At 72.4% G+C, this 22,112-nt stretch carries 21 protein-coding genes; 7 read left to right on the forward strand and 14 right to left on the reverse strand.

The genetic code is table 11. The features are described 5' to 3' along the window. Positions 1-4: 4 nt before the first annotated feature. The 3 genes from ACFYYJ_RS39355 to ACFYYJ_RS39365 form a co-directional block, all read right to left on the reverse strand. Positions 5-901: an SDR family NAD(P)-dependent oxidoreductase gene (locus ACFYYJ_RS39355; RefSeq protein ID WP_389139452.1), complete on the reverse strand. Its 897-nt coding sequence runs from the start codon at positions 899-901 to the stop codon at positions 5-7. Between the two features lie 40 nt (positions 902-941). After that, positions 942-2,345, reverse strand: a complete 1,404-nt coding sequence (gene lpdA, locus ACFYYJ_RS39360) for a dihydrolipoyl dehydrogenase (protein ID WP_389139454.1) — start codon at positions 2,343-2,345, stop codon at positions 942-944. Between the two features lie 75 nt (positions 2,346-2,420). Further along, positions 2,421-3,083, reverse strand: a complete 663-nt coding sequence (locus ACFYYJ_RS39365) for a hemerythrin domain-containing protein (protein ID WP_389139456.1) — start codon at positions 3,081-3,083, stop codon at positions 2,421-2,423. A 209-nt stretch (positions 3,084-3,292) separates the two neighbouring features. Here ACFYYJ_RS39365 and ACFYYJ_RS39370 point away from each other — a divergent pair, with 209 nt between their 5' ends. Next, positions 3,293-4,198, forward strand: coding sequence for a LysR family transcriptional regulator (locus ACFYYJ_RS39370; RefSeq protein WP_385358508.1), 906 nt, complete (start codon positions 3,293-3,295; stop codon positions 4,196-4,198). Positions 4,199-4,265: 67 nt separating this feature from the next. Here the strand turns inward: ACFYYJ_RS39370 and ACFYYJ_RS39375 are convergent, their stop codons facing one another. Next, a complete protein-coding gene (locus tag ACFYYJ_RS39375) occupies positions 4,266-4,841 on the reverse strand; it encodes a dihydrofolate reductase family protein (RefSeq protein WP_385133742.1) in 576 nt (191 codons plus the stop codon). 144 nt (positions 4,842-4,985) lie between these two features. Here ACFYYJ_RS39375 and ACFYYJ_RS39380 point away from each other — a divergent pair, with 144 nt between their 5' ends. Both ACFYYJ_RS39380 and ACFYYJ_RS39385 read left to right on the forward strand, forming a co-directional pair. After that, complete coding sequence (locus ACFYYJ_RS39380; protein ID WP_389139459.1) at positions 4,986-5,891, forward strand: LysR family transcriptional regulator; 906 nt, start codon at positions 4,986-4,988, stop codon at positions 5,889-5,891. Positions 5,892-5,959: 68 nt separating this feature from the next. Then, positions 5,960-6,466: an SRPBCC family protein gene (locus tag ACFYYJ_RS39385; RefSeq protein WP_389139461.1), complete on the forward strand. Its 507-nt coding sequence runs from the start codon at positions 5,960-5,962 to the stop codon at positions 6,464-6,466. Positions 6,467-6,544: 78 nt separating this feature from the next. Here ACFYYJ_RS39385 and ACFYYJ_RS39390 read toward each other — a convergent pair whose 3' ends face one another. The 6 genes from ACFYYJ_RS39390 to ACFYYJ_RS39415 form a co-directional block, all read right to left on the reverse strand. Next, the gene (locus tag ACFYYJ_RS39390; RefSeq protein WP_389139463.1) at positions 6,545-9,115 is read right to left on the reverse strand and encodes an ABC transporter permease; all 2,571 of its coding nucleotides are present in this window, start codon (positions 9,113-9,115) and stop codon (positions 6,545-6,547) included. Further along, positions 9,112-9,912: an ABC transporter ATP-binding protein gene (locus tag ACFYYJ_RS39395; protein WP_389139465.1), complete on the reverse strand. Its 801-nt coding sequence runs from the start codon at positions 9,910-9,912 to the stop codon at positions 9,112-9,114. The genes ACFYYJ_RS39390 and ACFYYJ_RS39395 overlap by 4 nt, the downstream gene beginning before the upstream one ends. Further along, positions 9,909-10,199: an SHOCT domain-containing protein gene (locus tag ACFYYJ_RS39400; RefSeq protein WP_385130037.1), complete on the reverse strand. Its 291-nt coding sequence runs from the start codon at positions 10,197-10,199 to the stop codon at positions 9,909-9,911. Before ACFYYJ_RS39400 ends, ACFYYJ_RS39395 begins: the two co-directional genes overlap by 4 nt. A gap of 135 nt (positions 10,200-10,334) precedes the next feature. Next, positions 10,335-11,000 carry a response regulator gene (locus ACFYYJ_RS39405; RefSeq protein ID WP_385358495.1) on the reverse strand — a complete coding sequence of 222 codons (666 nt, stop codon included), beginning with the start codon at positions 10,998-11,000 and terminating at the stop codon, positions 10,335-10,337. After that, on the reverse strand, positions 10,997-12,202 hold the full coding sequence (locus tag ACFYYJ_RS39410; protein WP_385358492.1) for a sensor histidine kinase: 1,206 nt from the start codon (positions 12,200-12,202) through the stop codon (positions 10,997-10,999). Before ACFYYJ_RS39410 ends, ACFYYJ_RS39405 begins: the two co-directional genes overlap by 4 nt. 91 nt (positions 12,203-12,293) lie before the next feature. Then, a complete protein-coding gene (locus ACFYYJ_RS39415) occupies positions 12,294-12,473 on the reverse strand; it encodes a hypothetical protein (protein WP_389139468.1) in 180 nt (59 codons plus the stop codon). Between ACFYYJ_RS39415 and ACFYYJ_RS39420 the strand changes: the two genes are divergently transcribed. Then, a complete protein-coding gene (locus ACFYYJ_RS39420; protein ID WP_389139470.1) occupies positions 12,466-12,921 on the forward strand; it encodes an inositol monophosphatase family protein in 456 nt (151 codons plus the stop codon). The genes ACFYYJ_RS39415 and ACFYYJ_RS39420 overlap by 8 nt on opposite strands. A gap of 2 nt (positions 12,922-12,923) precedes the next feature. On the opposite strand, the gene ACFYYJ_RS39425 is transcribed toward ACFYYJ_RS39420, so the two are convergent. Beyond that, positions 12,924-13,694: a class I SAM-dependent methyltransferase gene (locus ACFYYJ_RS39425; RefSeq protein WP_385130027.1), complete on the reverse strand. Its 771-nt coding sequence runs from the start codon at positions 13,692-13,694 to the stop codon at positions 12,924-12,926. Positions 13,695-13,956: 262 nt separating this feature from the next. Between ACFYYJ_RS39425 and ACFYYJ_RS39430 the strand changes: the two genes are divergently transcribed. After that, entirely contained in the window at positions 13,957-14,910 is a 954-nt protein-coding gene (locus tag ACFYYJ_RS39430) for an aldo/keto reductase family oxidoreductase (protein WP_389139472.1), read from the forward strand. An 88-nt stretch (positions 14,911-14,998) separates the two neighbouring features. Here ACFYYJ_RS39430 and ACFYYJ_RS39435 read toward each other — a convergent pair whose 3' ends face one another. From ACFYYJ_RS39435 to ACFYYJ_RS39445, 3 genes are all read right to left on the reverse strand, one after another. After that, positions 14,999-15,739, reverse strand: a complete 741-nt coding sequence (locus ACFYYJ_RS39435) for a helix-turn-helix domain-containing protein (protein WP_389139474.1) — start codon at positions 15,737-15,739, stop codon at positions 14,999-15,001. 64 nt (positions 15,740-15,803) lie between these two features. Continuing rightward, a complete protein-coding gene (locus ACFYYJ_RS39440; protein ID WP_385358484.1) occupies positions 15,804-17,204 on the reverse strand; it encodes a nucleobase:cation symporter-2 family protein in 1,401 nt (466 codons plus the stop codon). Positions 17,205-17,573: 369 nt separating this feature from the next. After that, entirely contained in the window at positions 17,574-18,866 is a 1,293-nt protein-coding gene (locus ACFYYJ_RS39445) for an MFS transporter (protein WP_389139477.1), read from the reverse strand. A 159-nt stretch (positions 18,867-19,025) separates the two neighbouring features. On the opposite strand from ACFYYJ_RS39445, the gene ACFYYJ_RS39450 reads away from it, so the two are divergent. Both ACFYYJ_RS39450 and ACFYYJ_RS39455 read left to right on the forward strand, forming a co-directional pair. After that, on the forward strand, positions 19,026-20,096 hold the full coding sequence (locus tag ACFYYJ_RS39450) for an AI-2E family transporter (RefSeq protein ID WP_385130017.1): 1,071 nt from the start codon (positions 19,026-19,028) through the stop codon (positions 20,094-20,096). Beyond that, a complete protein-coding gene (locus ACFYYJ_RS39455; RefSeq protein WP_389139479.1) occupies positions 20,089-22,110 on the forward strand; it encodes a prolyl oligopeptidase family protein in 2,022 nt (673 codons plus the stop codon). The genes ACFYYJ_RS39450 and ACFYYJ_RS39455 overlap by 8 nt, the downstream gene beginning before the upstream one ends. The last annotated feature ends 2 nt before the right edge of the window (positions 22,111-22,112 follow it).

The raw sequence follows: 22,112 nt of genomic DNA on the forward strand, positions 1-22,112 counted from the left end.
GCGCTCAGCTCGCCGCGGCCTCGGTCTCGGCCTGGCTCCCGGCCGGGGATCCGGGTGCGGGGATCGCGTGCTCCGCGGCGCGGCTGACGTGCTCCCACGCGGCCCAGGTGAACACGCGCTTGCGGGCGATGTCGAAGGCCAGGTCGTAGGCCGTGGTGCCCAGCAGGAGGCGCAGCGGCGGATCGTCGCTGTCGACGAGGTGGAGGACCGCCTCGGCGGCGAGCTTCGGGTCGCTGTCGACCGACCCCTTGGCGAACTGCCGCTCCAGCTCGGCGCGCAGCGGCGCGTAGGCCTCCAGCGGGCTCGTGGAGTGCATGGCCGAATACAGGTTGGTCCAGTAGCCGCCGGGTTGGATGATGCTGACCTTCACCCCGAAGTCGGCCGCCTCCATCGCCAGTGACTCGCTCAGCCCCTCCAGGGCGAACTTGCTCGCGCTGTAGAGGCCGGTGGAGGGGAAACCGCCCAGGGCGGCGATGCTGGACGTCTGCACGATGTGCCCGGACCCCTGGGCGCGCAGGGTGGGCATCACCGCCTGGGACACCCAGAGCGCACCGAAGAAGTTGAGGTCCAGCTGGGCCCGGGCCTCCGCTTCGGTGAACTCCTCGACCATGCCCATCGACAGCGCGCCGGCGTTGTTGAGGACGATGTCGAGCCGCCCGAAGTGCTCCACCGCCTCGGCGACGGCCGCGAACACGGCGTCGCGGTCGGTCACGTCCAGGGCGAGGGGCAGTACCCGCCCCGGATGCGCGGCCGCCGTCTCCTCCAGCGGTCCGACGGTACGGGCGGCGATCGCCACGCGGTCGCCGGCGGCCAGTGCCGCGTCGGCGAAGGCGCGGCCGAGGCCCCGGCCGGCGCCGGTGATGAACCAGACCCGGTCGGCGATTCCGTCCGAGGTGTGCATGGTGGGTTCCTGCCTTCTGCGTAGTGGGGGGCGGGGTCCGTCAGAAATTGATCATGTGTCCGGCGAGGCCGTGCACGGCCTCCTTCACCGCCTCGCCCAGGGTCGGGTGGGCGTGCACGTTGCGGGCTACCTCGTGCACGGTCAGGTCCCACTGCTGGGCCAGGGTGAGTTCGGGCAGGAGCTCGGTGACGTCCGGCCCGATCAGGTGGGCGCCGATGATCTCGCCGTGCGTGGCGTCGCTGATCAACTTCACGAAGCCGGCCGTGTCGCCCAGGCCGTGCGCCTTCCCGTTGGCGGTGAAGGGGAACTTGGCGACGGCGACGTCGAACCCCTTCTCCCTCGCCTGGGCCTCGGTCCAGCCGAAGCTCGCGATCTGCGGCTGGGAGTAGGTGGCCCGGGGAATCATCGGGTAGTCCAGTTCCATCGTCTCGACGCCCGCGATGGTCTCGGCGGCGACGACGCCCATGGCCTCGGCGGTGTGCGCGAGCATCAGCTTGGCCGTGACGTCGCCGATCGCGTACAGGTGCGGCACCGAGGTCCGGCAGCGCCCGTCGACGTCGATGGCGCCGCGCTCGGTCAGTCGTACGCCCGTGGCCTCCAGGCCGTAGCCCGTGACGTTCGGCGCGAAGCCGATCGCCTGCAGCACCTTGTCGGCCACCAGGACCCTCTGGGCGCCGTCCTTCCCGGTGACCGTCACCCGCACCTGCGTCCCGGACTCGTCGATCGACTCGACCCGTGTCGAGGTGAGTACGTCGATGCCGAGCTTGCGGTAGCGCTTGGCCAGTTCGGCGGACACGTCGGCGTCCTCCAGCGGGGCGATCCGGTCGAGGAACTCGACGATGGTGACCTTCACGCCGTAGTTGTGCAGGACGTACGCGAACTCGATGCCGATGGCGCCGGCGCCCGCGATCACGATCGACCGCGGGACGCCGTCGCTGAGGATCTGCTCCTCGTAGGTGACCACGCGCTCGCTGCGCCGGGTGCCCGGCAGCAGCCGGGGCGTGGCGCCGGTCGCGATGACGCAGTTGTCGAAGGAGATCGTGCGGATCGTGCCGTCCGACTGGGCGACCTCCAGGGTGTTCGCGTCCAGGAAGGTGCCCCGGCCGTCGAACTCCGTGATCCCGTTCTTCTTCATCAGGTAGTGGACGCCCTTGACCCGTCCGTCGGCCACTTGGCGGCTGCGCCGGAACGCCGCGCCGTAGTCGAAGGACACGCTGCCCTCCACCTCGATGCCGAAGGTCTCGGCCTCGTGGGTGAAGAGGTGGGCCAGTTCGGCGTTGCGCAGCAGCGCCTTGGTGGGGATGCAACCGACGTTGAGGCAGACGCCGCCCCAGTACTTCTCCTCCACGACCGCCACCCGCCGGCCCAGCTGGGCGGCGCGGATGGCGGCGACGTAACCGCCGGGTCCCGCACCGAGGACGACGAGGTCGAAGCGCTTGCACATGAGGAATTCCTTGAGGTCGAAACGAACGGAAACCGGACGGAGAGCGGACGGACTGTCCTGTGGCCTGCCGGACCGTCAGGACGGCTCCGGCCGGGCCGGAACGACGGACGGGGCGTGCGGGCCGTCGAGTGCCGTGCAGGACGGTCGCCACCGGCGCTCGTAGGCCTGGCGGGCCGGTGCCGGGAACGAGGCCAGTACGAAGGAGACCGTCCGCTCGTCGGCGCCGTCCAGGAGCCAGGGCAGCAGCTGTGGCGCGTACGGGCCGACCCGCACGGCGTGCACCTGCCTGAAGTGCTCCCACAGGTCCGCGTCCAAGGCGGACTGCACCAGGGGGAAGACGGAGTTCTCCTCGTGGTCGAGATGTCCTACGAGCCCGGACAGTAGGGATTCGGTGAGCTCACCGAACAGGTCCAGTTCGATGCCGGGGGCGGTCAGGGCCCCGTTGACGGCCCCCACGAGGGAGGCGATCGCGGCGTGCTCGGCCTCCATCGCCTCCAGCCGCGCCAGATCGAACGGGTTGCCCGCGAGGGCCCGGCGCAGCGGCGGCCACAGCGCGTCGTCCTCGGCCGACTGGTGCGCGGACAGGGCCCGCCTGAACACCTCCCAGTCGGCGCCCACCCGCAGGACGTACCGGGGATCCGAGTCGAACCGGGCGGTGGCCCGGGTGATGTGGGTCAGTTCCCGTCGCAGTTTGTTGTGCGTCGCGTACATCACCGTCATGTCGAGCCTGTCGCTCACGGCTGTCTCTCTCCTCCCGCGAAAGGGCGGCTGAGCATGATCGATTCCTCCAGGGGTAGGCGGAGCGGGGCGGGGCGGTGAAGCGGGTGCCCGCCGTCGGACGGGGCACGCGCCGGGCATCTACAGCCTCCGCCCGCGTGACCGCGCGATCAACGTAGAATCCGCTGGTTGATCAATAACCTCGCGGTTATCGAGGTACGGGGGCGGCCATGGAACTGAGGGACATAGAGATCTTCTTGACTCTGGCCGAGGAACTGCACTTCGGCAGGACGGCCGAACGGCTGAGGGTTTCCGCGCCGAGGGTGAGCCAGGCGATCAAGAAGCAGGAACGGCGCATCGGCGCCGCCCTGTTCGACCGGACCAGCCGCGCGGTGAAACTGACTCCGGTCGGCGAGGTCCTGCGCGCCGAGCTCCAGCAGGCGTACGACCTGATCCAGGGCGGGCTCGCCCGGGCGAGCGAGGCCGCGCTGGGCGTGCGGGGGACACTGCGACTGGGCGTGATGGGTGTGATGGGGCAGGAAATGCGTCCCGTGATCGAGGCCTTCCGGGAGCGCCACCCCGAGTGCGACGTCGAGGTGCTGGAGATCCACTTCAGCGAACCGTTCACCCCGCTGCGCACCGGCAGGACCGACGTGCAGCTGATGTGGCGGCCCGTCCACGAACCGGACCTGAGCGTCGGCCCGACCCTGCTGACCGAGGACCGCGTGCTCGCGATCGCCACGGACTCGCCGCTCGTGGAGCGGGGGACCGTGTCCCTGGAGGACCTCGCGGACCTGCGCGTCCTCGACCCCGGCCCCGAGGTGCCCAGGTACTGGTTCGAGGCCATGGTGCCGGGCTGCACCCCGCTCGGACGCCGCATCGCGCGCGGGCCGGTCGGCCGTACCTTCCACGAGGTGCTCGCCCTCGTCGTGGCGGGGCAGATCGCCTGTCCCGTCAACGCGCACGTCCCCCGTTACTACACCCCGCCCGGCATCTCCTTCCTGCCGATCCACGACGCCCCGGTCACGGAATGGGCGCTGGTCTGGCCCGCCGCGGACGAGAGCGCCCTGTTGCGGGCCTTCGTGCGGACGGCGGAGGAGTTCGACCCCCACCACATCAGCGAGGCCACCCGCTGAGCCCGTCCCGGGGGTCCGCGGTGCGCCTCGGGGTGCCGGTGCGCCTCGGGGTGCCGGTGCGGCCGAGTCACGGCGCGGGCCCGGTCGCCGGGCCGGCCGCCGCGGCCGGCCGGTAGTCGAGGACGACCGCGCCCGACTCGAAGGTGGTCGTCCCGGCGAGGGTCCAGGTCGTGGAACCGCCGTGCTCGGGGAACAGGCGCCGTCCACCGCCCACGACGACGGGGTGGAGGAACAGCTTGAGTTCGTCGACGAGGCCGTGGCCGAGCAGGTGGTTGACGAGCCGGCCGCTGCCGTAGATCAAGAGGTCCCGGCCGGGCTCGCTCTTGAGTCCGGCCACCTCCTCGGCGACGTCCCCCTTGAGCACCGCGGCGTTCCACTGCGGGTTCTCCAAGGTCGTCGAAGCGACGTACTTGGGCATGTTGACGAGTCGGGCCGCTCCCTCGTCGGCGTCCCCCAGCGTGGGCCACACCTTCGACAGCTCCTCGAAGGTCCTGCGGCCCAGCACGAGCGCCCTGCTGCGGGCCAACTGTCCCGCGTGGAACTTGCCGTGGTCGTCGTTCCAGAACGGCGTCGTCCACGAGGGTTCCTCCGCGACCCCGTCCATCGACAGGCAGATCACCGCCACCAATTTGCTCACGCCCATGCCTCCAGAAAGGGGTCGACGGGTGTTTTCGGCCAGAGCCCTGTCCGCGCAACACCCTTGAATACCTTGCTGGTTGGTTTTCGACTCATCAAGGAGCGATCATGGAACAGGTCCTTTAGGCAGACTCAACGACGGGGGCGTCGGATGTTGGAACGGTTCGAGCTGGAGACGCTCTTCGCCCTGGCCGACGAATTGCACTTCGGCCGGGCGGCGGCGCGGCTGCACGTGAGCACCGGCCGGGTCAGCCAGACGCTCAAGCAGATGGAGCGCCGCATCGGGACCCCGCTGTTCACCCGTACCAGCCGCTCCGTGTCCATCACCCCCGCCGGGCAGCAGCTCCACGACGACCTCCGGCCCGCCTACGACCAGCTGAGGGCCGCCCTGGAGAAGGCGATGGCCGCCACGGGCACGGTCAGCGGCCCCCTGCGCGTCGGCTACACCACGCTGTGGTGCGGCGACCTCGTCGTCCGGGCCGCGGACGTCTTCCGCATGCGGCACCCCGATGTCGAAGTCCGCATCCAAGAGGTGCTCATCCACAACCCCATCGGCGCCCTGCGCGCCGGGGAACTCGATCTCCAGCTCTCCGAGTTCCCCATCGTCGAGCCGGACATCACCATGGGCCCCGTCGTCCTCAACGAGCCCCGCGCGCTCCTGGTCCCCGCGGACCACCCGCTCGCCCGGCAGGAGACCGTGTCCCTGGAGGACTACGCCCTGGCCCCGCTCATCACCGTCGAAGGAGCCGTCCCGGACTACTGGCTGGAGGAGCATTTCCCCTCCCGTACTCCTTCGGGCAAGCCGGTCCCGCGCGGCCGCGCCGTCACCTACTGGCAGGAAGTCCTGCCCGACGTCAGCGCGGGCAAGGGCGTCACCACGGTCTGCGCGCGAGCCGTCCACCACCACATGCACCCCGGGGTCGCGTTCGTCCCCTTCCGGGACGCGCCGCCCATCCGGTACGGGCTGATGTGGCCCACCGGCAGCGAATCCGCCCGTGCCCGGCTCTTCATGGACACCATCCTCGAAGTGGCGGACGCCGCACGCACGGTCCACTGACCGGCCGGCCGGTCGGCCATAAACTCCGGGCATGGACATGATCAATCGCCTCTTCGTCGCTCACGCCCGTGTCTGAGCGCCGGTGGAGCCTTCAGGAGCGGATCCTGGTGGACGCCACCCCCTCCGAGGTCCACCGGATGGTGTCCGACCTGCGGAACATGGGCCGGTGGAGCCCGGAATGCCGCAAGGTCTGGGTGCCGCGGCCACCGGCCCGCATCGGCGGCCGGTTCGTCGGATTCAACCGGCGCGGGCCGTTCCTCTGGTTCACCGTGGGCCGCATCGCGGCCCTTCGGGCACCCGAAGGTCCATCCGGGCACGGCGAGTTCACCTTCGACGTGGGCATCTTCGGGCTGCCGATCGCCCGGTGGGGCTACCGCTGCGAACCGGAGGGCGACGGCACGCTCGTCACGGAGACCTGGCAGGACCTGCGTCGGGGCCGGGGCGCACGGCTCACCGACCTCCTCGGCTCCGTCTTCGCAGGGACGAACCCGCAGCGCCGGGTCGAGATCAACCGGGCGGGGATGCGCACCACGCTGACCCGCCTGGCCGCCGCATGCGGCGGCCGGGCGGATTGAGGAACATCGCTCGGCCGGGCCGGTCTCGCGCGTCGGGGACCGGCCCGGCCGAGCCGCAGGCACGCGACGAACCGACGGCTATTCCGCGGCGACGGCGCGCAGGATGTCCAGCCGGGCCGCACGGCGGGCCGGGCGCCATCCCGCCAGGACTCCGGCCGCCACGCCCACCGCCGCGACCACGGCCAGTTGCAGCGGCGGGAAGGCGAACGAGAAGGCGCTGTCGCCCGTCCCGTCCGAGGCCTTCACCAGCACCCACCCCAGCAGTGCCCCCAGGGCCAGGCCCCCGGCCGTGCCGAAGGCGGCCACCAGGACCGACTCCCAGCGGACCATGGCCCGCAACTGTGCCCGGCTCTGGCCGACCGCCCGCAGCAGCCCCAGCTCGCGGGTGCGTTCGTGCACGGCGAGCGTCAGCGTGTTGGCGATGCCCAGCAGGGCGATCAGCACGGCGAGGGCGAGCAGCGCGTAGACCAGGGTGAGCATCATGTCGATCCCGGCCGCCGAGTTCTTCGCGTACGCCTCGCGCGTCTGGACCTCCGGCCCGCCGAACCGCGCGGCCGTCCGCTTCACCGCCGCCACGCCGTCCGCGAGCGGCACACCCTCCCTGAAGGACACGCTCACCAGCCTGTCCGAGTCCTGTGCCCGGTGCGGGGCCCAGGCCGCGCGCGTGATGACGTAGTCGCCCGCGAGATCCGCGTTCGCGTAGACCGCGCGGACCGTGAACGTCTGCTTCTGTCCGTCGGCGAAGGCGAGTTCGACCGGGCTGCCCGGCCGCCACCCGTACCGGTCGGCTTCCTTCCCGGCCACGGCGATCCCGTCCGTCCCGAGTGCGTCGAGGCGTCCGTCGACGCGGCCCAGGTCCAGGCCGACCGCCAGCGCGGCCGGGTCGGTCACCGTCAGCGCCCGACCGGATCCGTCGACCTCGGCTACCCCCTTGCCCAGACCCACCGCACCCGCCACCTCGGGGAGCGCCGCGACGGCCGGGGCCAGGCCCGGGCTGAGGCCGCTGCCGCCGGCGCCGAAGGCGGGCGCGCTGATGGCCACGTCACCGGCGAAGGAACGCGACACCGTGCGGTCCATGGTGGCCTTGAGGGAGGCTCCGAACACGGTGAACAACGAGACGACGGCGACCCCGATCATGAGCGCGGTCGCGGTCGACGCCGTCCGCCGTGGACTGCGCAGCGCGCTCCGGCCCGCGAGGAGCCCCGTCACCCCGCGCAGTCGTTCCAGCGGGCGCGCCAGGATCCGTACGGCGTACGAGGACACGACCGGGCCCAGCACCACGAACGAGGTCGTGGCCAGTACCGCGCCCGCCCCCGACAGCCACAGCGAAGGCACCGCCAGGGTCCCGCCCGCGAGGGCCAGGGCGGCGGCCGCGCCCAGGGCCGCGCCGATCACCGTGCGGGTACGCGAGGTGCCCGCGCGGTCCACGCAGCTCTCGCGCAACGCGGCCAGCGGCGCCGTACGCCCGGCCCGCAGCGCCGGTAGCAGGGCCGAACCGAGGCAGACGACCACGCCCACGGCCAAGGGCAGCGTCATCGACAGGCTGCTGATCACCAGGTCCCCTTCGGGGAAGGGGAATCCGACGGCCGGGAACAGGGCCTGGAGTCCCGCGGCGATCCCGATGCCGCCCACCAGCCCCGCCGCGGAGGCGAGCACCGCGACGACGGCGGCCTCCGCCAACGTGCCGGCGACGACCTGCCGGCGCGAGGCTCCGAGGGCGCGCAACAGGGCGTTCTCGCGGGTGCGCTGGGCGACGACGATCGCGAAGGTGTTGTGAATGCCGAACGTCGCGACGAGCAGGGCGATGCCGGAGAAGACGAGCAGGAGCGTGGTGAAGAGCGAGAGGAAGCGTCCGGAGACCATGTCGCCGTTCTCGTCGGCGGATTCCCGGCCGGTGATCGCCTCGACGCCTCGCGGCAGCACGGGGGCAAGGGCCTCCACCAGTTCCCGCGGGCTGGTGCCCGGGCCGGCCCGCACGTTGATGGAGGCCGCCCGGTCGGGGCCGGACGTCAGGTACTTCGACGCGTCCGCCTCGGTCATGCCCGTGTACGTGACCTGCCCCATGCCGTCGGCGCCGCCGAAGGTGGCCAGGCCGACGACCGTCACCCGGACCGGGTCGGGGGTGCGCAGCACGGTCGTGTCGCCGACCTTCAGCCCGCCCGCGCGGGCGGCGCCCCGGTTGACGACCACTTCGCCGGAGCGCTCGGGGGCGCGGCCCTCGACGAGCCGGTACGGATTGAGTTCGGGGTCGGTGATCCAGTTGCCGGCGAGGGTGGGCGGGCCCTGGCCGCCGATCGGTTCGCCGTCCGCGCCGAGGAGCTGTCCCGCGCCCTCGACGACGGCGGCCGCGGCCGCCACGCCCGGGGTGCGGCGGATCCCTTCCAGGAGCGCGGTGGACACGGGCTCCCGGCTGCCCTGGGCCGAGCCCGGGACGGTGACGACGCGGGCGCTTCGGACGACCGCGTCGCTGCCGCTCGCGGCGCTCGCGAACATGCCGTCGAAGCTCGTACGGAGCGTGTCGCCCATGACCAGCGTCCCGGTGAGGAACGAGACGCCGATCAGTACCGCCGAGAAGGTCCCGGCGAAGCGGCGCCCGTGCGCGCGCAGCGAGGCGGAGGAGAGCCGCCAGAGGGTGCGGGTCGAGCTCATGACCCCGCTCCCGCGGGAGCCGTGACCGCTCGGAGCGGGCGCGTGTCGAAGGCCTTGAGCCGGTCCAGGACCCGGTCGGCGGTCGGCGCCTCCATCCGGTCCACCAGCCGCCCGTCCGCGAGGAACACGACCTCGTCGGCGTGGGCGGCGGCCACCGGATCGTGCGTGACCATGACGACCGTACGTCCCATCTCGCGGACCGCGCGGCCCAGCAGCCCGAGCACCTCCTCGCCGGCACGGGAGTCTAGGTTGCCGGTCGGCTCGTCCGCGAAGACCACGTCGGGGCCGCCGGCGAGGGCGCGGGCGACCGCGACGCGCTGCTGCTGTCCGCCCGACAGCTCGGCGGGCCGGTGGCGCAGTCGGTCGCGCAGTCCCACGACGTCGATGAGGGTCTCCAGCCAGGCGGCGTTCGTGCGGGTGCCGGCGAGGTCCTGAGGGAGCGTGATGTTCTCGGCGACCGTCAGGGTGGGCACCAGGTTGAAAGCCTGGAAGACGAATCCCACGCGCTCGCGGCGCAGCAGGGTGAGCCCGCGGTCGTCCAGGTCGCCCAGTTCCGTACCGCCGATCCAGGCGGACCCGGAGGTGAGGGTGTCGAGCCCCGCCGCGCAGTGCATCAGAGTGGACTTGCCCGACCCGGAGGGCCCCATGATCGCGGTGAACCGGCCGGCCGGGAAGTCGACGCTCACCCCGTCCAGGGCCCGCACCTCCGTGTCGCCCCGGCCGTAGACCTTCAGGGCGTCGACGACCCGGGCGGCGACGGTCCCCCCGCCGCCCGGGAAGGTGGTCACGGTGCTCATGCCGGACCGTCCTTGAGGGAGCGGCCGAACTGCTCGTCCAGGACGGACAGCCGGCGCCAGTACTCGTCCTCGTCGATCTCGCCCGAGGCGAAGCGGCGGCCCAGGATCGTGATCGGCGAGTGCTCGCCGTAGGCGGCGCCCCGGTTCTGCCACGGCCCTCGGCGGCCGCGCCACACCGTGCGGCGCAGGACGGTGACGACGGTGATCACGACCGCCGCCCAGATCAGCGGGAAGAGCAGGACCCACGGGCCTGGCCCTTCGTAGGCAAGGGTGTTGAGGGTGTTCATCGCGGTTCGACTCCTCTGGAAGCGTGGACTTCTCGTCCTGCTCCGAGAGTCGCTCCGGGAGGGGCCCCGGGTCGTCGTACGGCCGGCTGTACCTCGGCTGCTTCCGGCGGAGTACGGCGAAGGGCCCGGGGCCGCCTATCCGAGCCAGCCGGGCCGCACCAGCCCCGATTCGTAGGCCAGCACGACCAGCTGCGCGCGGTCGCGGGCGCCGAGTTTCACCATCGTCCGGCTCACGTGCGTCTTCGCGGTGAGCGGGCTGACCACCAGCCGGCGGGCGATCTCCTCGTTGGACAGGCCCATGCCCACCAGCGCCATCACCTCCCGCTCCCGGTCGGTGAGCCGCTCCAGTCCGGCCGCCGCGGCGGGCTGCTTCGAGCGGGCCGCGAACTCGGAGATCAGCCTGCGCGTGACGCCGGGGGACAGCAGGGCGTCGCCGCCGACCACCGCACGGACCGCGCGCAGCAGTTCCGCCGGCTCGGTGTCCTTGACGAGGAAGCCCGAGGCACCGGAACGGATGGCCTCGAAGACGTACTCGTCCAGCTCGAAGGTGGTGAGCATGACCACCCGGACGTCGGCCAGCACCTCGTCCGCAGTGATCCTGCGGGTGGCGGCGAGCCCGTCCAGCACCGGCATCCTGATGTCCATCAGCACCACGTCCGGGCGCAGCTCCCGGACCAGCCGCACGGCCTCGTCCCCGTCGCCGGCCTCGCCGGACACCTCGATGTCCGGCTGGGCGTCGAGCAGCGCCCGGAACCCGGCCCGCACCAGCAGCTGGTCGTCGGCGAGCAGTACGCGGATCACGGATCCTCCCGATTCGAATCGGCCTCCAGGGGCAACCGTGCCACCACCCCGAACCCGCCGTCCGGGCGCGGACCGGCCTCGATGCCGCCACCCAGGGCGGAAGCCCGCTCGCGCATGCCGATCAGGCCGTTGCCGCTGCCGTCCGACGGGTCCCCGGTGGGCGGGCCCTCGTCGTCCACGCGCAGCTCCAGCGCCCCCGGCCGCCAGCCGATGCGGACGCGGGCGGTACGCGAGCCCGAATGCCGCACCACATTGGTCAGCGCCTCCTGGACGATGCGGAAGGCCGCCAGGTCCAAGCCTGGAGCGAGCGGCCGCGGGGCCCCTTCCACGGACACGTCGACGGTGAGCCCCGCCGCCGCGGCCTGCTCCACCAGCTCGGGCAGCCGGCCGAGACCGGGGGCCGGGGTGCGGGGGGCGTCCCCTGGGGCGCGCAGGGTGTCGAGGACCTGGCGGACCTCGCCGAGCGCCTCCTTGCTGGCGGCCTTGATCGTGGTGAGCGCCGTACGGGCCTGCTCGGGATCGGTGTCGAGGAGGGCCAGCCCGACCCCCGCCTGCACGTTGATGACCGAAATGCTGTGGGCGAGGACGTCGTGCAGTTCGCGGGCGATCCGCAGCCGCTCCTCCCCGACGCGACGTCTCTCCGCGGCCGCCCGCTCGGCCCGCTCGCGGGCCCACTGCTCACGGCGCGCGCGGACCACCTCGGCCAGGGCGAGCATCGCCAGCACCCACGCGGTGATGCCGAGCTCCTGAGCCCAGGGCGTCGGTCCGTCCCCGGCGGGCGGGAGCCACCGGTAGAGCCAGTGCCCGATGAGCAGGTGCCCGGCCCACAGCAGCCCGACGGCGCCCCAGGCGGCTCTTCGGCGGCCCGCGATGACGGCGGCGAAGCAGGCCACGGCCAGACTGACGAAGACCGGGCCGTAGGGGTACCCGGCCCCGATGTACACCAGATTGACGGCGGCGACCGCGTACACCACGGCCACCGGGTGCCGGTGCCGTACGACGAGCAGGGCCGGTCCGAGCAGCAGCAGGAGCCGCCCGAACCAGTCCAGTGACACCCGCCCGGTCTGTGCCCGCTCGGCCCATCCGGAGCCGACCTGGGCGACGACGGCGACGAACAGCGCCGAGCGCCAGGCCGGGCTCCGCCCGGTCCGCTCCACCCATCGCCGCCACGGAGGGCCCGGGCGCCCGTACTGCTCGTCCATACAGCCACGCTAGAACGCACCCGCCGTCACCCGCGTCACCCCGGAGTGGCGTTTCCGGCGTACTCCCCAGGTAGTACGAGGTCACACGGATTCAGGAGACCGCCCCGGAGCCCGACGGGCGTTTGACGGCCCGGCCGACCAGGAAGGTGTCGACGGACGGGATGCCCAGCCCGCCGATGTCCCGGGTCAGGAAGGCGTAGAGGTCGGCGAGGCCGCGCAGCCGGCTGTCGGCCCTGCGGCCGGACGCCGTCTGGGTCGAGGAAATGGACACCGTACTGCCCGCCGAGGGAGCGGCCTGGGTCGTCGACGCCGTCGACGGCGCGGTCCAGTACCTCCAGGGGCCGGCCGCCTGGTGCGTGAGCATCACGCTGGTCGAGGACGGCGAGCCGGTCGCGGCCGGCCGGCCGGAGGCGGCGGAGCTCGCGGGCCGCTCGCTGAGCGCCGTGCCGCCCGCAGTCGGCGCGGTCCGCAACCTCGGGCCGACGTCGTGGCAGATCGCGGACGTCGCCGCCGGCCGGCTCGACGCCTTCTGGGAGTACGGCCGGGACGACTCGAACCTCCTGCCCGGAGCGCTGCTCGCGCGCGAGGCGGGGGCCGAGGTCACCGACCCGTCGGGGGCGTACTGGAGGGCCGGGGCGACGGGTTTCGTCGCCGCCCCGGCCGCACTGCACGGGCAGCTGCTCGCACTGCTGCCCCGCCCGGTGCGAACGGGTTCGTGACGTCAGGCGGCGGGTCGGCGGAAGAGGGCCGTCCAGAGGAAGTCCTCGCCGAACGAAGCCGACTCGGCGGGCTCGTCGCGCATCCTGCGCAGCTCGACCTCCGTGAAGTCGGAGAAGATCCAGCGGAGCGACTCCGGGGTGTAGGCCAGGCCGCCCTGGAGGCCGGACGCGCGGTAGAAGTCCGCGTCGGGCAGTTCGGATCCCATGCCGCCGGCCGCGAAGCACGACAGGGCGAGACGACCGCCGGGTGCCAGGGACCGTTCCAGCAGGTCGAGGTAGCTGACGCGGCGGTGCGGGGGCAGGTGGTGGAAGCAGCCGGAGTCGTATATCAGGTCGTACGGGCCGCTCAACTCGGCCCGGGTGAGGGCGAAGGCGTCCCCGCAGTGGAAACGGACGGCGGCGCCCGCCTCGCGGGCGCGTTCCTCGGCCCAGGCCACAGCCGTCGGCGACAGGTCCACGGCGTCGACCTCGAAGCCCCGGGAGGCGAGGTACAGCGCGTTGCGGCCCGGGCCGCAGCCGAGATCGAGGGCGCGGCCGGGGGAGACCAGCCCGCGGTCGAGGTACGACACGAGGCTCTCGTCGGGCTTCGCGACGAAGAAGGGCACCGGCTTCGAGCGGTCGGCGTAGAAGCCGTCCCACCAGGAGGCGCCATCGGAGGTCCAACGGTCGGCCTCCGGCGCGAACAGGCCGTCGAGCAGATCGAGCACGTCCTCCATCGTGCGGATGCGGCGGTCGAGGTGCAGGTCCGTGCGCTGGTCCGTGTGCTGGTCCATCAAGTCCCCTTTCCGAGACCGGAATCGTATCCCGGAAAGAGGAGAAACCCCAGGTCAGAGGGCATGCGCGGGGGCCTTGTGGGGCCGCGTGGCGGCCCCTGTCCGGGGTGGTGGCACCCGCCCTCCTCCTCGGGGGCGCGAGGCGGTTCCAGGGCCCGCCCAGGCCCGCCACGGGGCTGTTCCGGGCCGTTCCGGAGCCGCTTTCTCGGGGAGTCGCACGGTGCCGGCAGCGCCGATCGCGAGGGCCTCTAGGGTGGGCGCCATGACGGTGGGCACGGGTGTGGGCGAACGGGTGTTGTACGGGTGCATGGGGCTGGGCGGGAGTTGGGGGCCCGAGCCGTACGGCGCCGGGGACATCGATGCCGCCGAGGCCGCGGTCGTCGCCGCACTCGACAGCGGGATCACGGCCTTCGACCACGCCGACATCTACCGCGGCGGCAAGTCCGAGGCCGTCTTCGGCGAGGTGCTGGCCCGGACGCCCGGTCTGCGCGAACGCATCACCCTCCAGACCAAGTGCGGGATCCGGCTGCCCGACGGGGACCGGCCCGGGATGTACGACCTGCGCGGGCGGAGCATCACGCGGCGCGTGGAGGAGAGCCTGGTCCGGCTGCGGACCGACCACGTCGACGTGCTCCTGCTGCACCGCCCCGACCCGCTGGCCGATCCGGACGAGATCGCGTCGGCCCTGACCTCCCTGCACCGGCAGGGCCTCGTAAGGAACTTCGGCGTGTCCAACATGGGCGCCGCGCAGATCGCCCACCTCCAGGCCAAGCTCGACGTACCGCTGGTGGCGAACCAGCTGGAGATGAGCCTGTACCGGCGCGACTGGGTCGAGGCCGGCGTACTGCTCAACACGCCCCACCTCGTGGGCAACGGCTTCCCCTTCGGGACGCTGGAGCACTGCCGCGATCACGGCATCCGCCTCCAGGCCTGGGGGGCGCTGGCCAACGGCCGGTACACCGGCCTCCAGGAGACGCCCGCCGAACGGGCCACCGCGGCGCTCCTCGCCGACCTCGCCGGCCGCAAGGGCACCACCCCCGAGTCCGTGCTGCTGTGGTGGCTGGCCCGGCATCCCGCCGCCATCGCTCCGGTCCTCGGCACCTCGCGCCCGGAGCGGATCCGCGCCTGCCGCGACGCGGCGACGCGCGAACCGGACCTCACGCACGAGGAGTGGTACGAACTCTGGACCACGGCCCGCGGCGTCCCCCTGCCCTGACTGCTGTGCGGCCGTTCCGAGAGCCGTTCCGCGAGTCACTCCGCGGGCCGCGCGCCGGGACCCCCTCCCGGCGCGCGGCGCGCCGCCCTCAGCCGCCCGCCGGGAACGGCGGGGCCTCTCCCGCCTCCCCGATCAACTCCCAGAAGTGGTCGACGAGCCGGCGCAGGAACACGGCGCGCTCGGCCGCGATCTCCTTGAGCCGGGCGTCGCCGTTGCGCGCGACGAGATGGCCCATGTAGCGCTCCGAGAACCCGGAGAACTCGGCGTTCATCGTGCGCAGCGCGTCGCCCACGCTGGTCTCGTCGCAGACGACGATCTCCGCGACGGGTTCGACGTAGGTCTTCCAGCGCCCGGCCACGGCGGCCCGCAGGCACTCCTCCAGCTCCTCCACCCGTCCCATGATCCCGACGAGCCCCCGCAGGGACAGTCCCAGCGCGTCGACGAGTGCCCTGGTCTGCCGCGCGTCGCCGTGCCACTGCCGCGCGTCCTCGGCCGCGCGGTACTCGAAGGGATCCATGCCTATGCGGTACGCCAGCCGTTCCACGGTGAGTTGCCGGGCCAGCCGGTGCTCGGCGAGGGTGCGCGGCCGGATGCCCATGAGCGTGGTCGTGTCGCACCACAGGGCGGCGGCCAGGGCGAAGAGCTGCTCGTCCGTGGGCACGTGGGAGCCGCGCTCCCAGGCCACGACGAACTGGGGGTGGACGGGGACGCCGCAGGCCGCCATGGACTGCGCCACCTGTTCGGACGTCAGACCCATGCGCTCACGCGCGGATCTGGCCTCGACGGGGGAAAACGGAGTGCTGTACACGTACGAGACACCTCGCAACACCCTCGGACGCGGAGGGGCGTGCGAGGAGGGACGGATTGATGGGTGAACACCAAGCGCGGGTGCCTCAGTGGGCGGGTTCCCCGATGTCGTCCCAGTCGATCTCCATCGTGCTGCGGCTGGTGAAGACGTTGAACAGCAGGTTCAGCGCGATCGCCGTGAGCGCGCCCAGGGTGATCCCGCTGTCCAGCACGGCCCGTACGTCGTCCGGCATCCGGTCGAAGAACGGCGCGACCGTCGTCGGCAGCAGCGCCGCGCCCAGACTGACCGCCAGGATGAGCGTGTTGCGCTCCTCCCGCAGATCGACCTTGCCCAGGATCTGGACCCCGACCGCGGCGACGATGCCGAACATCGAGATGGCGGCCCCGCCCAGCACAGGATGCGGGATCGAGGCGACCAGGCTGCCCGCCTTCGGCAGCAGCCCCAGTACGACCATGAACAGCCCGGCCGCGACGACCACGTACCGGCTCATCACCTTGGACATGCGCACGATGCCGATGTTCTCGGCGAAGGCCACGTACGGGAACGAGTTGAGGACCCCGCCCAGGACGGTCGCCGCGCCGTCGGCGCGCAGCGCCCGGGCGACGGTGTCGGCGTCGACCTCCTTGTCGGTGATCTCCCCGATGGCGTACACGTCACCGGTGGTCTCCACCATGGTGATCAGCATGACGACGAGCATCGCGACGATCGGCAGCAGTTCGAAGCGAGGCATGCCGTAGTGGAAGGGCGTGGTCACCCCGAACCAGTCGCTCTCGCCGACCGCCGAGAAGTCGACGTCGCCGAAGGCCCACGCCACGGCCGTACCGCAGACGAGTCCGAGCAGGACGGCGAGGCTGGACAGGAACGGCTTGCCGATCCGGACCATCGAGAGGATGAAGAGCAGGGTGCCCAGGGCGTAGGCGAGGTTCTTGGGGGCGCCGTAGGCGGGGGTGCCGATCAGGTGGGCGCCGCCCGCGGCGTCCTGGAGGGCCACGGGTATCAGCGTGATCCCGATGATGGTGAGGATCGTGCCGATGACGATCGGCGGGAAGTACTTGACCAACTTGCTGAAGACCGGGGCGAACGCGAACGTGGCGATGCCCGCCGTGATCACCGCTCCGTAGACGACGAGCAGGCCGGCCGTGCCGCCGCCCGCGCCCGTGCCGATGGCGATCATGGGGGAGACCGCGGTGAAGGTGACGCCCTGGACCAGGGGGAGCCGGGCCCCGACCTTCCAGACGCCGAGGGCCTGGATGATCGTGGCGATGCCGCAGGTCAGGAGGTCCGCGTTGATGAGGTGGACGAGCTCTTGGTGCGAGAGGCCGAGCGCGTTGCCGACCAGGACGGGGACGATGACCGCCGCCGCGTAGAACGCGAGGAGGTGCTGGAAGCCGTAGAGCGCGAGCCGGGGGACCGGCAGCAGTTCGTCGACGGGGTGGGACTGCTGCGGGTGGGACCGCCGTGAGGACGGTCGGGTGATGCGTGCCATCTCTGCCTTGCCTTGCGAGGTAGGTGAATGAGAAGACCGCCGCCTCTCGAGCCCTGGATGGCAGGGCGAGGGCAGGCCGGATCGTGCCGAGCCGACGCCGGGCGGTGTTGCCGGCACCGCGTCGCTCCGCACTGTGCGATTGCGTCCCGGATTGGCGGGACTTCCTTCGATCGTGGCGTCGAATCCATGTTTGTTCATGTGATCCGAAGGTCGCCTGATCGGCGGGGCGCTCACCATAGCCAAAGCTCGTGTTTCCTCGCGAGTAACCGCGAAGGGGTCTACGGGCGTAGGAAGCGGGCCCCGAACAGGTCAGCATCCGTCAGCTCGCGCTGCGGCGGGGCCAGTTCGGGCGTCGACGGCGACCGCGCACTACGGCTGAAAGACGGGCTCTTCCCGCTCCTTCTCGGCGCGTCGCGACCGGGCGTCCTCGTCGGTGGCGGAGTCGTACGAGACCAGCTTCGGCAGCAGCGCCGCGAGCAGTGCCACCGATGCCACGCAGGCCAGACCGCCGCTCCAGAACGCCGTACGGGTACCGGTCCAGCCGGCCACGGCGCCCGCCCGGACCCCGCCCAGCTGCGGCCCGACGCTGTACGAGAGCACCTCGATGCCCGCGAGCCGCCCCCGCAGCTCCTCGGGGATCGTCTGGTTCCAGATCGTGCCGCGCCCCAGCCCGCTCAGCATGTCCCCGGCGCCCGCCACCATCAGGCACAGCAGCGCCGGCCAGATGCCCGGTGACCAACCGGCGCCCGCGACGGCCAGCCCCCACACCGTCGCACCGCACACCACGAGCAGCCCGTGCCGGCGCACCCGCGACAGCCAGCCGCTGGTAAGCCCCAGCAGCAGTGAGCCCACCGCGCCGGCCGCGTACATCAGGCCCAGGGCCCACACCGCGTCGAGTTCGTCCGCGAGGAAGGGGTAGACGGCGTTCGGGAAGGCGAAGAACATCGCCGCCAGGTCGACCGCGTACGTGCCGAGCAGTACGGGCCGGCTCCACGCGTACCGAGCCCCCTCCGCGATCCCCCGCAGCGACGGGCGCCCGGCGCCCTCCACGGGCGGGGCCGGACGCAGCCGCAGGCACAGCAGGACCGATACGACGAACCCCGCGACGGTGACCGAGTACGCCGCGGGGTAGCCGGCGTACGCGACGACCACTCCGGCCAGGGCGGGCCCGGCGATGGCTCCGAACTGGTAGCGCAGCCCGTTGAGCGCGGCGGCGGCCGTCTGCTGGTCGTGCGGCACGATCCGCGCCATCAGGGAATCCAGGGCCGGTCGCTGTAACCCGGTCAGCGCCGACACGCCCGCCGCGACCGCGTACAGCGGCCACAGCATCGGCTCCGGCAGCAGCGCGTTCACCAGGAGCACCAGCGCGAGCACCCCGAGCCCGGCCTCGGTCAGGAGGATCAGCCGCCGCCGGTCGACGGCATCGGCGAGCGCGCCCCCGTAGAGCCCGCACACCACCAGCGGCACCAGTTCCACCGCGCCCATGGCGCCCACCGCCAGCGGCGAGTCCGTCAGGTGCTTGATCTGGAGCGGCAGCGCGATCATCGCCATGAACGAGCCGAAGAAGGTGACCGTGCCCTGGTAGAACAACAGCCGGAAATCGGGGCTGGACCGCCACGGGGAGAGGTCGGGGAGTACGGCGGCCAAACGGGATCTGCTCACGACCGGCCATCCTCCCCGCCCCGCCCGGGGCGGGCAACGGAATATCCGCGTCCGCCGCAGGCGCGGACCACGCGCCGGGTTCGTCCGGGATTCGCCACGGACGGGGGAATCCGGTGCCCCGTGCGTGGCAACGCGGCTCCGCCGTGGCAGCCATGGACCATGCAGCCGGTGTCACCCCTCCTGCGTACGGCCGCGTCGTACGCCTGGCGCCTGCTGGTCGTCGGCGCCGCCGTCTACGCGGTCTTCGTCGTGCTGGGCCGGTTCCACGAGATCGCCGTGGCGCTCTTCCTCGGCCTCGTGGTGTCGGCGCTGCTGTCCGCGCCCACCCGACGCCTCGCCCGCGCGGTGCCCCGCTCGATCGCCGTCACCCTCAGCCTCGTCGGCAGCGCGGTGCTGCTGCTGGGCGTGCTGACGCTGGTCGGGGAGGCGGTGGCGGGGGAGAGCACCACCCTGGTCCGCGAGTTCCGCGAGGGGCTCGCCAGCATCCAGGAATGGCTCGGCGGGCCGCCGTTCCGAGTGAACCCGAACACGCTCTCCAACCTCCAGGAGAAGATCGGCGAGTACCTGTCCACCCACCGCTCCACCCTGCTCAACCAGGCGGTCAGCGGCGCCGGGCAAGTGGTCCGCGTGCTCACCGTCATGGCTCTCGCGATCTTCTGTTCCGTCTTCTTCCTCTACGGCGGCGACCGGCAGTGGTCGTGGTTCCGCGAGCAGCTGCCCGTCTCGGCACGGGCGCGCGTGGGGATCGCCGGGAGCGCGGCCTGGCGCACCTTCACCGGGTACACCCACGGCATCGTCATCGTCGCGGCCGTCAACGCCGTCCTCGTCGGGCTGGCCCTCTACCTCCTCGGCGTCCCGCTCGCCGTTCCGCTGGCCCTGCTGGAGTTCCTCGCCGCCTTCATCCCCCTCGTGGGATCCCCGGTGGCGCTGGCGGTCGCCGCCGTGGTCGCGCTCGCGGCGAAGGGGCCGCTGGTCGCGGGGGTGGTGGTCGCGCTGATCGTGGTCATCGGGCAGTTGGAGGGGCACGTACTGCATCCGCTGGTCATGAGCCGGGCGGTCCAGCTGCACCCGCTGGTGGTGGCGATCTCCGTGGTCGCGGGGACCATCGCGGCCGGAGTGGTCGGTGCCGTGGTCGCGGTCCCCCTCGTCTCCGTGGTCTGGTCGGTGCACACGGCCCTGCGCGAGGACCGGATCAGGGCCCGGCATCCTGCACAATCGGCGGATGAGTGATGAAGACCCCTACCTCTGGCTGGAGGACGTGTCCGGCGAGGAAGCCCTCGCGTGGGTGCGGGAGCGCAACGCCGAGACCGTCGCCGCGCTGACCGCGGACCCCGGGTTCAAGGTGCTGGAACGTGAGATCCGCGAGGTGCTCGACGACGACGGCCGGATCCCCTACGTCGTCCGCCGGGGCCCGTACCTGTACGACTTCCGGCAGGACGCCGACCGCGTGCGCGGGGTGTGGCGCCGCACCACGCTGGAGGAGTACCGCACGGAGCGGCCGGCCTGGGAAACGGTCCTGGACCTGGACGCCCTCGCCGAGGCCGAGGGGGAGAAGTGGGCCTGGGCGGGCGCGGCCGTGCTGGCCCCCGCATACCGGCACGCGCTGGTCATGCTGTCGCGCGACGGCGCGGACGCCTGCGTGGTGCGCGAGTTCGACCTCGAAACCCTGGAGTTCGTCGAGGAAGGGTTCACGGTCGCGGAGGCCAAGACCCGGATCGGGTGGATCGACCGGGACCGGCTCTGGATCGGCACGGACTTCGGCCCCGGCTCCATGTCCGGGTCCGGCTACCCGCTCCAGGTGCGCCGCTGGCGGCGCGGCACGCCGCTCGCCGAAGCGGAGCTCGTCTACGAGGGGCGGGACACCGACCTGTCGGCCTCGGGTTGGCACGACGACACCCCCGGCTTCGCACGCGATTTCGTCCACCGCCAGATCGACTTCTGGAAGCAGGAGCTGTTCCTCCTCCCCGAGGAGGCCGACGCACCGCCGGTGAAGATCGACGTACCGGACGACGCGGGCGCGCACGTCCACCGCGACTGGCTGACCGTCACCACCAAGTCGCCGTGGCTCGGCCATCCCGAGGGCACCCTGCTCGCCTTCCGGTTCGAGGCCTTCCTCGCGGGCGACCGGGAGGCCGAGGTGCTGTTCACCCCGGACGAGCGCACCGCCCTCGCCGGCTACAGCTGGACCGCCAACCACCTCATCCTCGGCACCCGCGCCGACGTCTCCTCCCGGATGGAACTCCTCACCCCTGGCCCGGAGGGCTGGCGGCGCGCACCCCTGCCCGGCGTGCCGCCGCTGTCCACGGCCTCGGTGACCTGCACGGACCCCGACGCGGGCGACGAGTACTTCCACCACGTCACCGGCTTCCTCCAGCCCTCCACCCTCTACCGGGGCACGGCCGGCGGAGACAGCGAGAGCCTCAAGCAGGAGCCCGCCCTCTTCGACACCTCGGGCCTCGCGGTACGCCAGTACTTCGCGACCTCCGCGGACGGTACGAGCGTGCCGTACTTCGTCGTCGGCCCCGAGGACGGTCCCGGCCCCGCCCCCACCCTCCTCTACGGGTACGGCGGATTCGAGATCTCCATGGTCCCCGGCTACAGCGCGGTCACCGGCCGGGCCTGGCTCGCGCGCGGCGGCACGTACGTCGTCGCGGGCATCCGGGGCGGGCACGAGTACGGGCCCGCCTGGCACAAGGCGGCCCTCGGCGCGAACCGGGTCCGGGCGTACGAGGACTTCGCCGCCGTCGCCCGGGACCTCGTCGCCCGGGACATCACCACCCACGCCCAGCTGGGCATCGAGGGCGGCAGCAACGGCGGGCTGCTGATGGGCGCGATGCTCACCCGGGCCCCCGAGCTCTTCGGGGCGGTCGTCGCCCACGTGCCGCTGCTGGACATGCTCCGCTTCCACAAGCTGCTGGCCGGCGCCAGCTGGATCGCCGAGTACGGGGACCCCGACGACCCGGCCGACCGGACCCACCTGGAACGGATCTCCCCGTACCACCAGGTCCGGACGGACGGGCCCGCCTACCCGCCGCTGCTCCTGCTGACCTCGACCCGCGACGACCGCGTCCACCCCGGCCACGCCCGGAAGATGGCGGCCCGACTGCGCGAGCACGGGCATCCGGTGTTCTTCCACGAGCACCTCGGCGGGGGCCACGCGGGTGCCACCGACCACGGGCAGACCGCCTTCAACGAGGCACTCGTGCACACCTTCCTGTGGGAGCGGTTGACCCCGCAGAGGTGACG

It is taken from the genome of Streptomyces sp. NPDC002467 (assembly GCF_042889825.1).
In the GTDB taxonomy this organism is placed as follows: domain Bacteria; phylum Actinomycetota; class Actinomycetes; order Streptomycetales; family Streptomycetaceae; genus Streptomyces.